Source organism: Pseudomonas sp. GL-RE-29 (assembly GCF_019947275.1).
Taxonomy (GTDB): Bacteria; Pseudomonadota; Gammaproteobacteria; order Pseudomonadales; family Pseudomonadaceae; genus Aquipseudomonas; species Aquipseudomonas fluorescens_A.
The window spans coordinates 18,994-33,088 of the sequence record NZ_JAGYGD010000007.1 but is presented as its reverse complement, the minus strand read 5'-3'; the positions used below and the strand labels follow the sequence as shown (position 1 = coordinate 33,088).

The following is a 14,095-nucleotide window of genomic DNA, read 5'->3' as shown; positions in this document are numbered from 1 at the left end:
CGGTTTTGCTCAAAAAACAATCAAAAAACGGCTTTTTTCACTACATCTTGTGTTTCTAAACGCTTTTCGACGACTCCAGACACAACTGAGCCCGACCGGAATCGGGCTGAAATCGACCTTCAGCGATCAGTTTAAAGGTGCCGATTCGGTGCAGTCACCATCAGCCGCCGGAGCAGCCGTTACCCATAACGCTGTAGCGCAGAATATGGCGTTGACCTTTTGAATCGTCATATTCCATTTTCATCGGCACAACTTCACACACATTCGGAACTTCGCTCATGGAAATAACTTTGGCGATGTCCAGGTGTGTTGAGTAAGTGTATTCCTCGATGGCGGGTTGTTGCTGTGCGACATCAGTCTGGACCTCGTCTGCCATGGCGGTTACGCACAGACTGCTGAGGGCCAGAACCAATAAAGCTTTCATCTGAAATTTACCTTTCTGAGGTCGAGTGGGGTCACGCAACCTTTATGGGGTTGCGTGTGGATCTAACTACTTGGATTTGGGTTAACTGCCTTCGTGGGGGCTGTAACTTGGTTAACTCAGTTGCCGGGTTGGCGGGGCGAATTTTAGGCGTGGGGGTTACATTCATATAGCCGTGGTTTTGATAAACACCTTTGACAGTTTTCGTAACAATCATTGAAACCACTTGTAGGAGCCGGCTTGCTGGCGATATTGGCGACGCGGTGTGTCAGAAAGGCCGTCATCGCTGGCAAGCCAGCTCCTACAGGGTTCGGGGGCGACAGGAGGTCGCTGGATTACATATTCACGACATTTTGTAGGGCCTTGTTACTACCATCGTCGAATGGTTCTATAGGCCCGGCCCGGGCTACAACGTGGTCATACAAAAACAACTATTCCACCGAGGTAAGAAAGATGAGTGCGGCTTCCCTGTATCCCGTTCGTCCCGAGGTTCTGGCCAATACGCTGACTGACGAGGCGACCTACAAGGCCATGTACCAGCAGTCGGTCGTCAACCCGGACGGCTTCTGGCGCGAGCAAGCCAAGCGCCTCGACTGGATCAAGCCTTTCACCACGGTGAAGCAGACTTCCTTCGACGATCACCATGTCGACATCAAATGGTTCGCCGACGGCACCCTGAACGTTTCCTACAACTGCCTCGATCGTCATCTGGCCGAGCGCGGCGATCAAGTCGCAATCATTTGGGAAGGCGATGACCCTTCCGAAAGCCGCAACATCACCTACCGCGAACTGCACGAACAAGTCTGCAAATTCGCCAACGCCCTGCGTGGCCAGGACGTTCACCGCGGCGACGTAGTGACTATCTATATGCCGATGATCCCCGAAGCCGTGGTCGCCATGCTGGCCTGCACCCGGATCGGCGCGATTCATTCGGTGGTGTTCGGCGGTTTCTCGCCGGAAGCCCTGGCCGGCCGCATCATCGACTGCAAGTCGAAAGTGGTAATCACCGCTGACGAAGGCATTCGTGCCGGCAAGAAGATCCCGCTTAAGGCCAACGTCGACGACGCCCTGACCAACCCGGAAACCAGCAGCATCCAGAAAGTCATCGTGTGCCAGCGCACCGGCGGCAACATCAAGTGGAACCAGCATCGCGACATCTGGTACGAAGACCTGATGAAAGTGGCGGGCACCGTGTGCGCGCCGAAAGAGATGGGCGCCGAAGAAGCGCTGTTCATCCTTTACACCTCCGGTTCCACCGGCAAGCCGAAGGGCGTGCAGCACACCACTGGCGGTTATCTGTTGTACGCCGCCATGACCCACGAGCGCGTGTTCGACTACCGTCCGGGCGAAATCTACTGGTGCACCGCCGACGTCGGCTGGGTCACCGGCCACAGCTACATCGTCTACGGCCCGCTGGCCAATGGCGCGACCACGCTGCTGTTCGAAGGCGTGCCGAACTATCCGGACATCACCCGGGTGGCGAAGATCGTCGACAAGCACAAGGTCAACATCCTCTACACCGCGCCGACTGCGATCCGCGCCATGATGGCCTCGGGTACTGCGGCTGTTGAAGGTGCTGATGGCAGCAGCCTGCGCCTGTTGGGTTCGGTCGGCGAGCCGATCAACCCGGAAGCGTGGGACTGGTACTACAAGAATGTCGGCAAGTCCCGCTGCCCGATCGTTGATACCTGGTGGCAAACCGAAACCGGCGGCAACATGATGAGCCCGCTGCCGGGCGCTCACGCGCTCAAGCCGGGTTCTGCGGCACGTCCGTTCTTCGGCGTGGTGCCGGCGCTGGTGGATAACCTGGGCAACATCATCGAAGGCGAGGCCGAGGGCAACCTGGTGATTCTCGACTCGTGGCCAGGTCAGGCGCGCACGCTGTACGGCGACCATGATCGTTTCGTCGACACTTACTTCAAGACTTTCCGTGGCATGTACTTCACCGGTGACGGCGCTCGTCGTGACGCCGATGGTTACTACTGGATCACCGGTCGCGTGGACGACGTGCTCAACGTTTCCGGCCACCGTATGGGCACCGCCGAGATCGAAAGCGCGATGGTTGCGCACCCGAAAGTTGCCGAGGCCGCTGTGGTTGGTGTGCCGCACGACATCAAGGGGCAGGGCATCTATGTCTATGTCACCCTTAAAAATGGTGAAGAGCCGAATGAGCAACTGCGCCTGGAACTGAAGAACTGGGTGCGTAAGGAGATCGGTCCGATCGCTTCGCCGGATGTCATCCAGTGGGCGCCGGGGCTGCCGAAAACCCGTTCGGGCAAGATCATGCGCCGGATTCTGCGCAAGATTGCGACCGCTGAGTACGATGGGTTGGGCGATATCTCCACCTTGGCCGATCCGGGTGTGGTGCAGCATTTGATTGATACGCACAAGACGATGAATGTTGCGTAAGCGCTGATTCTGAGTCGCAGAAAGCCCCGTCAGGTGTTGAGCCTGGCGGGGCTTTTTTGTGGCTGAGGGTCTTGTGTTGGCTGGGCTGGCCTCATCGCTGGCAAGCCAGCTCCCACAAGTATTTTCGGTGTGCGCGCGATCTGAGCCACGCCACAAAAATGGTGGGAGCGGGCTTGCCCGCGATGGCGGTCTGTCAGACAGCAACTAAGCATGGACCAATAATTATCGGCTTCATCTGTGGGAGGTTTCCCACTGTTACCCACGATCTCCCGGGTTACTGAATGTGTAACCGCCAGCGCCGATCCGGGGCATAGGGAAACGCAAAGCACCCATTCAGGGCCTCAGAACCCCCCGCATAAAATAAGACCCAACGCTGCGCTTGCCGGATTAGAAGGCTTTGCCAATAATAGGCCCGCAATTTGCAGCTAAGATCGGTTCACTGTCTTTTGCCTTTGCATGATTTTGCAGGGCTGTCAACGTGCTCAAACGGCTTTCTCGGTGCATCTGTAACTAGTTGTCGCATTGAAGAAATATCGGCTTCGGGCCTGTCGTTAGAATGCCGATCACTCGCTCGTCGTTGCCTGTGTTGAAATCTCGCACACGCGACGTAAGACGCAGCAATGCTTTCCGGTTCCACTCATTCGCATATTGGGCTATCGCTCACTCTGCCGTTTCAGCCCTTTACCGATGGAGTCCCAAGATGAAGAAACTCGTGCTGCTTGGCGCCCTGGCACTGTCCGTGCTGTCCCTGCCAACCTTCGCCGATGAAAAGCCTCTGAAAATTGGTATCGAAGCGGCTTACCCTCCGTTCGCTTCCAAAGCGCCGGACGGCAGCATCGTTGGTTTCGACTACGACATCGGCAACGCCCTGTGCGAAGAGATGAAGGTCAAGTGCGTGTGGGTCGAGCAAGAGTTCGACGGTCTGATCCCGGCACTCAAAGTGCGCAAGATCGACGCGATCCTGTCGTCCATGTCGATCACTGAAGACCGCAAGAAATCCGTGGACTTCACCAACAAGTACTACAACACCCCGGCCCGCCTGGTCATGAAGGAAGGCACGCAGGTCAGCGAGGGCCTGACCGAGCTCAAGGGCAAGAACATCGGCGTGCAACGTGGTTCGATCCACGAGCGTTTCGCCCGCGAAGTCCTGGCCCCGCTGGGTGCCGAGATCAAGCCATACGGTTCGCAGAACGAAATTTACCTCGACGTGTCCGCCGGTCGCCTCGACGGTACCGTGGCAGACGCTACCCTGTTGAATGACGGCTTCCTGAAAACCGACGCCGGTAAAGGCTTCGCCTTCGTTGGCCCTGCATTCACCGACGTCAAATACTTCGGCGACGGCGTGGGTATCGCGGTTCGCAAGGGTGACGCGCTGAAAGACAAGATCAACACCGCGATCACGGCCATTCGCGAGAACGGCAAGTACAAGCAAATCCAGGACAAGTACTTCGACTTCGACATTTACGGCAAGTAAACACGTCGCAACGAACAGTCCGAAATGGCGCAAGCAACAGAATCTCTGAGGTTTGCGCCATTTTTTCATCCCAACTTTCGAGGACCTGAATCATGTTGAAAGGCTACGGGGCTGTCATCCTCGATGGCGCTTGGCTGACGCTTCAGCTCGCCTTGTCGTCCATGGCCCTCGCCATCGTCCTGGGCCTGATCGGCGTGGCGCTGCGTCTGTCGCCGGTGCGTTGGCTGGCGTGGCTGGGCGATCTGTATTCCACGGTGATCCGCGGGATTCCCGACCTGGTGCTGATCCTGCTGATTTTCTACGGTGGTCAGGACTTGCTCAACCGCGTCGCGCCGCTGCTCGGTTTCGACGATTACATTGACCTGAACCCGTTGGCCGCCGGTATTGGCACCCTGGGTTTCATCTTCGGTGCGTACCTCTCGGAAACCTTCCGTGGTGCGTTCATGGCGATCCCCAAAGGTCAGGCTGAAGCCGGCATGGCTTACGGCATGAGCAGTTTTCAGGTGTTCTTCCGGGTGTTGGTGCCGCAGATGATTCGCTTGGCGATTCCGGGTTTCACCAATAACTGGCTGGTTCTCACCAAGGCCACCGCGCTGATTTCGGTGGTGGGTCTGCAAGACATGATGTTCAAGGCCAAGCAGGCGGCAGATGCTACCCGCGAGCCTTTCACCTTCTTCCTCGCAGTGGCGGCGATGTACCTGGTGATCACCAGTGTCTCGTTGCTGGCATTGCGTCACCTTGAGAAGCGCTACTCGGTAGGCGTAAGGGCGGCTGATCTATGATCTTCGACTACAACGTCATTTGGGAGGCGATGCCGCTGTATCTCGGCGGCCTGCTGACCACCCTCAAACTGCTCGCGCTGTCGCTGTTTTTCGGCCTGCTGTGTGCGTTGCCGCTGGGCTTGATGCGCGTCTCGAAGAACCCGGTCGTCAACATGTCGGCCTGGCTCTACACCTACGTCATTCGTGGCACGCCGATGCTGGTGCAGCTGTTCCTGATCTACTACGGTCTGGCGCAGTTCGAAGCGGTACGCGAAAGCTTCCTCTGGCCGTGGCTGTCCAGTGCAACGTTCTGTGCGTGCCTGGCGTTCGCCATCAACACCAGCGCCTACACCGCCGAAATCATCGCCGGCAGCCTGCGCGCCACGCCGAACGGTGAAATCGAAGCGGCCAAGGCCATGGGTATGTCGCGGTACAAGATGTACAAGCGCATCCTCCTGCCGTCGGCCCTGCGTCGTGCGCTGCCGCAGTACAGCAACGAAGTGATCATGATGCTGCAGACCACCAGTCTGGCTTCCATCGTGACCCTGATCGACATCACCGGTGCCGCGCGCACGGTCAACGCCCAGTTTTACCTGCCGTTCGAGGCGTACATCACCGCCGGCGTGTTCTACCTGTGCCTGACCTTCATCCTGGTGAAGCTGTTCAAACTGGCCGAGCGCCGTTGGTTGGGCTACCTGGCCCCGCGGAAGCACTGATATGGAACGCATCGATCATTCATTGCCGTGGAGCCACCTGGGCAGCGAACGCCAGATTTCGGTGTTTCGCTTCGGCAGTGGCGAGCGCAAGGCCTACATCCAGGCCAGTTTGCACGCCGATGAACTGCCGGGCATGCGCACGGCTTGGGCGCTGAAAAAGCGTCTGGCCGAACTCGAAACCCAAGGTCTGTTGAACGGCGTGATCGAACTGGTGCCGGTGGCTAATCCACTGGGCCTCGGTCAACTGCTTCAGGGCAATCATCAAGGGCGTTTCGAGGCCGGCAGCGGCAAGAATTTCAATCGCGATTTCGTTGAGCTGAGCGCGCCGGTGGCATCTGCGTTGGCCGAAAGCCTCGGCGATGATCCACACGCCAATATCCAGTTGATCCGTCAGGCGATGGCCGATCATCTGGCCGCACTGCCTCCGGCCAGCAGCCAGTTGCAGGGCATGCAACGCATCTTGCTCAGCCATGCCTGCACCGCCGATGTGGTGCTGGACCTGCATTGCGATGCCGAAGCGGCGCTGCACATGTACGCCTTGCCGCAGCACTGGCCGCAGTGGCGCTCATTGGCTGCACACTTGAATGTGCGGGTTGGCTTGCTGGCGGAAGACTCCGGCGGCAGCTCCTTCGACGAGGCCTGTTCGCTGCCGTGGTTGCGCCTGTCGCGCCTGTTCCCGGACGCGCAGATTCCACTGGCGTGTCTGGCGACGACCCTGGAATTGGGTGGTCAAGCCGACACCGGTCGCGCTGAAACCGAAGCCTACGCCGAAGGCATTCTGGCGTTCCTCGCCGAACAGGGATTGATCAGCGGTGAATGGCCCAAACCTGCGCAGGACGCTTGCGAAGGCCTGCCGTTCGAAGGCACCGAATTGCTGTTCGCGCCGCATCCCGGCGTGGTGAGTTTCCTGCGTCAACCCGGCGAATGGGTTGAAGCCGGTGACGAGATTTTTGAAGTGATCGATCCGTTGTCGGATCGGGTCAGCACGGTGTGTGCTGGTACGTCCGGGGTGCTGTTTGCCATTGAACGGCTGCGTTATGCCCAACCCGGTTTCTGGCTGGCCAAGGTGGCGGGGCGCGAAGCGCTGCGTCACGGGCGCTTGCTCAACGACTGACTGACTGTTTTTGTGAGAACCGACCGCATGTACAAACTTGAAGTCCAAGACCTGCATAAACGCTATGGCAGTCACGAAGTGCTCAAGGGCGTGTCCCTGAAAGCGGCGGCTGGCGATGTGATCAGCATCATCGGCTCCAGTGGCTCCGGCAAAAGTACCTTCCTGCGCTGCATCAACCTGCTGGAGCAGCCGCACGCGGGCAGGATTTTGCTCAACAACGAAGAGTTGAAGCTGGTGGCGAACAAGGACGGCGCCATGAAAGCCGCCGACCCGAAACAGCTGCAACGCATGCGTTCGCGCCTGTCGATGGTGTTCCAGCATTTCAACCTGTGGTCGCACATGACCGCGCTGGAAAACATCATGGAAGCGCCGGTGCATGTGCTGGGCGTGTCCAAGGCCGAGGCCCGTGAAAAGGCCGAGCACTACCTGAACAAGGTCGGCGTGGCCCATCGCAAAGATGCTTACCCGGGGCACATGTCCGGCGGCGAACAGCAGCGCGTGGCGATTGCCCGTGCGCTGGCGATGGAACCGGAAGTGATGCTGTTCGACGAACCGACCTCGGCCCTCGACCCGGAACTGGTCGGCGACGTATTGAAGGTCATGCAGGCCCTGGCCCAGGAAGGCCGGACCATGGTCGTGGTGACCCACGAAATGGGCTTCGCCCGTGAAGTGTCGAACCAGTTGGTGTTCCTGCACAAAGGTGTGGTCGAAGAAAGCGGCAACCCGCGCGAAGTGCTGGTGAACCCGCAATCCGAGCGCTTGCAGCAATTCCTGTCCGGCAGCCTGAAGTAATCAAGACTGCCGTTGTGCACCGGGATAGTGCATGCTTCGCAAATTAGCGGCAGGCCCCCAATTCCTGTGGGAGCTGGCATGCCAGCGATAGCGTAGGGTCAGCTTGCATTTTTTGCACAGGCAGACCGCCATCGCTGGCAAGCCAGCTCCCACAAGAGTTCTTTGTTGGTTTTGAGATTTGCGTTCATTTACGGGCTAGCATTGGCCCATGCCTTCATCACCGTTCTTCGTTTCGGATTGCCCGCCATGACTGCCCATCGAATTGGTTTCCTGATTTGGCCCAGCACTAAAGCACTGACGCTTGCGCTGGCTGAGGAGGCCTTGCGCGTTGCTCAGCGTGTGCATCCGGACGTGGTTTACGAACTGTCGTTCCTGCAGGCCGAAGCGCCGAGCGAAAGCACCTGGCAATTGCCCGGTGAACCCTGGACCGGCAAGCTCGAAAACTTTCAGAAACTGTTCTTGCTCGCAGACGAGCCACCCACCACTTTGGCGCCAGCACTGAGTAGCGCGCTCAAGCAACTGGTGCGTGCCGGTTGCGTGATTGGCGGTTTGTCGGCCGGCGTTTATCCGTTGGCGCAACTCGGTTTACTCGACGGCTATCGCGCTGCCGTGCACTGGCGCTGGCAGGACGATTTCGCCGAACGTTTCCCGAAAGTCATCGCCACCAGCCATTTGTTCGACTGGGACCGCGATCGTTTGACGGCGTGTGGCGGTATGTCGGTGCTCGACTTGCTGCTGGCGGTGCTCGCCCGTGATCACGGTGCCGAACTGGCCGGAGCGGTGTCTGAAGAATTGGTGGTCGAGCGCATCCGCGAGGGCGGTGAACGTCAGCGCATTCCGTTGCAGAACCGTCTCGGTTCCAGCCATCCGAAGCTCACCCAAGCGGTGTTGCTGATGGAAGCCAACATCGAAGAACCGCTGACCACCGACGAAATCGCCCAGCACGTGTGCGTGTCCCGCCGGCAGCTGGAGCGGATCTTCAAGCAATACCTCAACCGTGTGCCGAGCCAGTATTACCTGGAGCTGCGCCTGAACAAGGCCCGGCAGATGTTGATGCAAACCAGCAAGTCGATCATCCAGATCGGCCTGTCGTGCGGCTTTTCCTCGGGGCCGCATTTCTCCAGCGCCTACCGCAATTTCTTCGGTGCCACGCCGCGGGAAGATCGCAACCAGCGGCGCAGCAGCAGTCCGTTCGAATTGTCGTCGGTGCCGTCGGAGCGCGGTTGATCCGCGTCTGACCGTTTACTCGTCGGGGGCGGAATCCTCAGATGTCGAGACCTCCATTTCTGCTCGTTCGATCACAGCTTCCACGCCAAAGTCGATGTTGGTCCGCCTGAAATAGGCGATCAGGATTTGCACACTCTCTTCGGATAGCGGATTGCCGCGCAGGTCGATGCTTTCGGCGATTTCCGTTGGCAGCTCCAAAATGTCATGGGGTATCGCGGTGATGGCATTGCCGCTCAGATCCGCTGTTACCAAGCTGGTGAGATGCAACAATCCGGAAGGTAGCTCGGTGAGGCCGCAGTTATCCAGCTGCAAAGTGGCCAGTTCGGTCATCTGGCTGATGTCCGGTGAGAGCCCCAATGGGTTGTTGCTCAGATCCAGGAAGTTAAGGCGCGTCATTTCGGCCAGGTTCGAGGCAGTCTGCGCAGTCAGGGTGATGTTGCAATCGGCGAAATTGAGCGAGGTCAGGTCGCCCATGCGGAAAATCGACTCCGGAATATCGCCGAGGGGGAAGTCGCGAATGCTGATGGTCTTGAGTTTCGGGAAGCGTTCCAGAAACCGTGTGACACCTGTGGTGAGTCCGGATTGACTGTTCAGATAAACCGTCGAGACGTGGCTGAAGTCAGCGCTCAAGGTTGGCAGATCACCGGTAATCAAGGTGTCCAGGCTCAAATCAAAGGTCGGCTGCATCAAGTCGTTGAAGTCATCCAGTTCGCTTTCTCGACGCCAGCAGCGCAACACAAGCTGCCTGAATTCGTCCCGGGTCGAGTGTTCGATTAGCAGTTGCTGTGCATTGAACGGTTGGTTGCTTTGCGGGTGTACGGCGGGGACGTCGGCGGTCCAGGCAGACAGATCGCTTTCGAGGGTCACGAGCTCGGCTTCAAGGTGACTCAGCACGATTCGGCCCTCGCTCAAAGTACCGGGCAGTAGATAAACGAATCTGCTCGCGATTTCCTGATCCATCGCCGGGTACAACGCTTGCACACGATGAATATCTGACTCGGCGGCGAAAATCCCGAAGTCTTGATGAGTCTGTTGGAAGTGCTGCTTTAGGTGCTCGCGACTGGCTGTAGAAAGAGGATTGCTGCCCAAGTCGATGCCTTCCTGAGTGCTGCGTTGCAGCGTGAACAGCGTTGGAGGCAATTCCTCGATCAGGTTGTCGTTTAGCAGGGCAGTGCGCAGGCGCGGACGCGTCAGCAAGCCGCGTGGCAGATTGGTAATGCCGGTGTGCGACATATCGATGTAGTTCAGATCGGGCATGCTTTCCACATCGGGCGCCTGCCCCAACAGGTTCTTGTACAGATCCAGTGTCGTCAGCTGATGCAGTCCTGCGAGTGTGGTCTGGTTTTCGGGGCTGAGGGTAATTGAACAGTCGCTGAGAATCAGCGACTTTATTTGCGGTGAGTTGAGCAGGTCCGGAAGTTCGCCCAAGTTGAAATTGCGTAATGTGAGGGCGCGCAAACCGGAAAAATTGCGCAGGAATTCGTGAATGCCCCGCGTCGCACTACTGCCATCCAGTGTCACTAGGGTGACTGCGCTGAAGTCGGCGCTCAACGATGGCAACTCCCCGATAATTGGTCGGAAGAAAGTGAGATCGACCGTTTCCAGTATGGATTCGGGAAGGGTCCATTGCTGTCGCCAACAGTCCAGCAGATCGATCACGAATTGCTGGCGGGTTTGCTTCTGGGTTGCGAATTGCTCGGGGGTGACCCTGATTTCAGTGTCGGGAATGAATAACGGGATTTCATCAGTCCAGGGCGACAGCGTTTCGACAAGTTGCTGGTGGTCGGCAATAAGACGACTCAACTCTGCCCGAGGGCCGCTTGGGTGTTGCTGCAACCGCAAGACGAAAGCTTCAAGTTCCTCGCCCGTTAAATGCGGGAACAGGGTTTGGGCTCGGGCTTGCAGGGTTGGCGTATTCTTCGGCATCAGACGATGGCCATCACCGCCACCGAGCAGGCGCATCACTGTCGGATCAAAGGTGGGTTTGTAATTGGGGTGTTCAGCCAGCAATACGCGCAAGGCATCGCGGCGCAAGGTGTGTTGGCGAATCAATTGTTGGAGTCGTGCACTTTCGCCGATGTGAATGTTCAGTGCGATCCGCTCACTGTCCGGCATTGCTTGCAGAAGACTGTGGTAAAGCGAGTTCGAGTCGCTGAGTTCTTCGCCGGTGTTATCAAAGGGCTGGTAAGCGCCTTCTTCGGTAAGGACAAGGACCTTGCGAACCGGTGCGTCCACAGTGCCAAGGCTGTCGAGCAGGCGCCCTTCATAGGAGTAGTGACGGATTTCCAGGCGCAACTGTCCTGTCCAGCCGGGCAAGTTTTCCAGGGTGTGCAGGGCCAATCGATCCGAGTCGAGATTGGCCGTGGCCGATGGCAACTCAAGTCCTTCGTAGGCGCGGGTAATGCGCACCTGCAATCCGGCCTCTTGGCTCAGGTCTTCTAATCGCGGGGAAACGGTTCCGCGTTTGAGCAGCTGCAACTCTGCATCGTTCGCCATGCCCATGAGTGCTTCTGCGACGCTGGTGGGCAAGCCGGTTTCGGCATCCATGAGGGTTTGTACGGCGCCAGAGGCGCCGCGTTCGAGCGTGCGATAACGCTGGTCGAACAGGACTTGTCGCTTGCGTTCGGCAATGTCTGCCAATGTTCGGCGCAAGCTGCGTGTACGGCTTTCGATAGGCGGGGAGGGCAGACCGAACTCTTCGCCCATCAGGGTTTTTATTTCGGTATCCGACAGGGCCAGCAGAAAGGTCTTGAGCAGATCGCCGTTGTTGAGTCTGTTGACGTCGATTTGCAGAACAGGCACATCGGGGGCGGGGCTTTGCCAAAGTGTTTGCGCCGCCCCGTCAGTCAATCGCAGTCCTTTGTTCGTCGGCCAATAGCCGTTTTCATTGAGCAGTTCAAGTTGCAGCACCGGATCGGCCTTGAGGTGATTTTCCGGAAGCTCACTGCCGATTTGCTGAATAAACGTTTGAATGTCTTGATCGATCTTGAAGCGCTTAAGCGTGTCGGCCAACAGCGGCGGCACTTGCCCTCCATTTACGTGCATCTTGCGCAAGACATCTTCGTGGCAACCGCTAATGGCGAGGATGCGTTCGCGCTCGCTTTCGGAAAAGCGCTGCATGTCAGGCCCGATTCGCCTCAGCACGGTGGCCTGGTCCCAGCTTAGTGGCTGGTCGAGTTCGGTTTGCCAGGCACCGGCGCCGTTGTGTTTAAGCTGAGGTTTGTAGGCTTCAGGGCGGGAGGGATGGTCGATGCGATGCTCGCCGATTACGGAGTCCTCGCTGACCGCGTAGTGTTTGCCTTCCAATGGCAACAGGGTTTTGTCTTGATGTTTGTGCAGTCCGAGTGAGTCCGGTTTCGAGTCCACCGGGAGGGTGACGGGCTGCTCGTAGGCAGTCAGGTCGGGTTTCCAGTAGCGAGCATCGCCATTGGGTCGCTTCACCGAATTGAAACGATCGATGAACTGCACAATTTCCCGAGGCAGGATCGCGCGAAGCTCTCCTGCCGCAATTGCACCGCCCACCGCGAAGGCGCCCAGTTGCAAGGCAGATTCAACCATCCGCATGAAATGCTCGAAGGCCTCGATGGTGTGACCCTCGGCCCAGTCAACAATGCTTTCGAAGGTTTCGTCGAGCAGCTGGTAGGCCATATAGGCCAGCATCAGTTCGCCGAGGTAAGGCACGAACGGCAGCGCAATGAAGGCGGCGATGTTCAGCACGAACGAGGCAATTTCGGTGAAAGAATCCCACAGTGCCCAACGCGCTTTTTGGTCGACCGTTGCAGTAGATACTGCAATGACTCGCGCATCGTTGAGGATCTTGTTAAGTCTGCTCTGAAAAAAATAGGTCAATAACTGCCTTTGGACCGGCGTCGCCACGATGCGCAGATTGGGACGTTCGTTGGGCTGTTCCCGCCAGGTCGGTCGTGGATCGCCCGGCGGAACGGGCTGCCAGGTGACGGACGAAAGCTCGTTGTTCAACTGTGCGAAGAAGCGACCAAGATCCTCGTGATTGATGAAGCGGCTGAAGAACTGTTGGTATTCGGGCGCGCGCAAGCGCTGACCAAGCTCCTCGGCGAATGCGGCGGACGACGGGTATTCCTTGATCGGATGTTCGGGGTCGTCAGGAATGTAGGCCACTACCCTGGACACTTCTTTCGCCCGCTCCAGATCCGCTGAAAACACCACAATACCGGTCAGGGGAAAGTTCATGAGGGTCAGTTCATGGCAGCCCCAGGGCTGACCGCGCAACCGCAAATCCGGCAGGTTGTCGAGCAAGCCAAGTATCAGTTGGTGGGCATCACTGCCCAGCAGCTTTTGCATCTGCGCCATGTGCAGGGCGGCGGTGAGTGCGGCTTTCTGACTGGCGTGGATTTTCGACTTCAGTATGGCCGCGGCTACCGGATTGCTGATGCCAAGATTGTCCTCCAGATACTCTTTATAACGCTGGCCAATGTCCAGCTCACGGCAGAGGCTTGTGAATGCCGTGATGGGCATCTTTTCCAGAATCTGCGGCAATGTATCGAATTGCCCGTTGGCAGCAGGAGGCGTGATGTACGTCGAGGCCGGCTCGTAGGCGTCTGCTTCGGTCTCGGCGCTTTCAAAGTTGTGCAGCGCGGCATCGACCAGTGACACCGTCCAGGTACGCGCAGCCCCGGACTTCAACCGTAGCCAGGGGATGTGATCCGGGATGTAAAGGTGAAGGAAGGTTTTGCGAGGGTCCAGTTCCAGACCGAATCGGGTCTTGAGCGCCGGTTCGAGCAGCGACTCGGCAAAGTCAGCGGGGCTCTGCAGTTTTGCCATCATCTGATCGACCTGATTCTGGCTGGTCACCTGTCGGGCGATGAGCTTGCCCAGTTCCGCATGCTGATGGGGCGGCGCATCCTTGAGACCGGCCGGCATGCCTGGCCTGCTGTTGCGCAGCGCCTCACGGCGTTGGGGCGTTGCCTGACGGAGCCAGGACGGGATCACATTAATGAGGTGCTGATAGTGAGCGTCCGGCCTGAAAGCATCGGAAGCGATATCGGTGTGTTGGGTATTCATGCGCTGTAGGTGGCCATCGAGTTGGAATAAGGCCATAGGAAACGCCGCGAACACGGACGACGTGCGGTACATATTTACCGCACTCGTCGAATGGCCATGGGTTACAACGGAGCAAGCCTGCCGCAAACGCTCTGCGCCAGT

Annotated in this window: 9 protein-coding genes; 7 read left to right on the top strand and 2 right to left on the bottom strand. The window is 58.1% G+C overall.

The features are described 5' to 3' along the window. Window positions 1–160 precede the first annotated feature (160 nt). A complete protein-coding gene (locus tag KGB21_RS08180) occupies window positions 161–424 on the bottom strand; it encodes a DUF2790 domain-containing protein (RefSeq protein ID WP_034151467.1) in 264 nt (87 codons plus the stop codon). 450 nt (window positions 425–874) lie between these two features. On the opposite strand from KGB21_RS08180, the gene acs reads away from it, so the two are divergent. The 7 genes from acs (at window position 875) to argR (ending at window position 8,914) form a co-directional block, all read left to right on the top strand. Further along, complete coding sequence (gene acs / locus KGB21_RS08175) at window positions 875–2,830, top strand: acetate--CoA ligase (protein ID WP_034151466.1); 1,956 nt, start codon at window positions 875–877, stop codon at window positions 2,828–2,830. 700 nt (window positions 2,831–3,530) lie between these two features. Continuing rightward, window positions 3,531–4,304, top strand: a complete 774-nt coding sequence (locus tag KGB21_RS08170; RefSeq protein ID WP_034151465.1) for an ABC transporter substrate-binding protein — start codon at window positions 3,531–3,533, stop codon at window positions 4,302–4,304. 92 nt (window positions 4,305–4,396) lie between these two features. After that, a complete protein-coding gene (locus tag KGB21_RS08165; RefSeq protein ID WP_034151464.1) occupies window positions 4,397–5,086 on the top strand; it encodes an ABC transporter permease in 690 nt (229 codons plus the stop codon). Then, the gene (locus tag KGB21_RS08160; RefSeq protein ID WP_223504654.1) at window positions 5,083–5,781 is read left to right on the top strand and encodes an ABC transporter permease; all 699 of its coding nucleotides are present in this window, start codon (window positions 5,083–5,085) and stop codon (window positions 5,779–5,781) included. The genes KGB21_RS08165 and KGB21_RS08160 overlap by 4 nt, the downstream gene beginning before the upstream one ends. Before the next feature lies 1 nt (window position 5,782). Then, the gene (locus tag KGB21_RS08155) at window positions 5,783–6,895 is read left to right on the top strand and encodes a M14 family metallopeptidase (RefSeq protein ID WP_034151462.1); all 1,113 of its coding nucleotides are present in this window, start codon (window positions 5,783–5,785) and stop codon (window positions 6,893–6,895) included. Window positions 6,896–6,922: 27 nt separating this feature from the next. Continuing rightward, on the top strand, window positions 6,923–7,687 hold the full coding sequence (locus KGB21_RS08150; protein ID WP_034151461.1) for an ABC transporter ATP-binding protein: 765 nt from the start codon (window positions 6,923–6,925) through the stop codon (window positions 7,685–7,687). Between the two features lie 246 nt (window positions 7,688–7,933). After that, a complete protein-coding gene (argR, locus tag KGB21_RS08145; protein WP_034151469.1) occupies window positions 7,934–8,914 on the top strand; it encodes a transcriptional regulator ArgR in 981 nt (326 codons plus the stop codon). A gap of 15 nt (window positions 8,915–8,929) precedes the next feature. Here argR and KGB21_RS08140 read toward each other — a convergent pair whose 3' ends face one another. Beyond that, on the bottom strand, window positions 8,930–13,990 hold the full coding sequence (locus KGB21_RS08140; protein WP_317846715.1) for a dermonecrotic toxin domain-containing protein: 5,061 nt from the start codon (window positions 13,988–13,990) through the stop codon (window positions 8,930–8,932). Between the last annotated feature and the right edge of the window lie 105 nt (window positions 13,991–14,095).